This is a genomic window from Erwinia sp. MYb416 (genome assembly GCF_037479575.1).
Taxonomy (GTDB): domain Bacteria; phylum Pseudomonadota; class Gammaproteobacteria; order Enterobacterales; family Enterobacteriaceae; genus Erwinia; species Erwinia rhapontici.
Map to the genome: position 1 here is coordinate 1 of NZ_JBBGYT010000035.1, position 662 is coordinate 662.

The window sequence follows — 662 nt, forward strand, 5'->3', positions numbered from 1 at the left end:
GACGGCATCCTGGAAGCGATTGAAGCGGGCATTAAGCTTATTATCACCATTACTGAAGGCATTCCAACGCTGGATATGCTGACCGTTAAAGTGAAGCTGGATGAAGCCGGTGTGCGTATGATCGGTCCAAACTGCCCGGGTGTCATCACCCCAGGCGCCTGCAAGATCGGCATCATGCCTGGCCATATTCACCAGCCAGGCCGCATTGGCATCGTGTCCCGTTCAGGTACGCTGACCTATGAAGCCGTGAAGCAGACTACAGACATCGGTTACGGCCAGTCTACTTGCGTCGGTATCGGCGGTGACCCAATCCCAGGCTCTAACTTCATCGACATCCTGAAACTGTTCCAGGATGATCCGCAGACCGAAGCCATCGTCATGATTGGTGAAATCGGCGGTAGCGCTGAAGAAGAAGCCGCGGCGTTTATCAAAGAGTACGTGACCAAGCCAGTTGTCGGTTACATCGCCGGTGTGACCGCACCGAAGGGCAAACGTATGGGCCATGCGGGCGCCATCATTGCCGGCGGTAAAGGCACAGCAGACGAGAAGTTTGCTGCACTGGAAGCGGCTGGCGTGAAAACCGTCCGTAGCCTGGCTGACATCGGCGAGGCCGTGAAAGCGGTATTGCCACAGTAACAGCATCAGAATGCAAAAACAGAGGC

At 55.6% G+C, this 662-nt stretch carries 1 protein-coding gene; it reads left to right on the top strand.

The window, feature by feature from the left end:
- On the top strand, window positions 1-636 hold a 636-nt coding region (gene sucD / locus WH277_RS00330), incomplete at its 5' end, for a succinate--CoA ligase subunit alpha (protein WP_339503684.1).
- Between the last annotated feature and the right edge of the window lie 26 nt (window positions 637-662).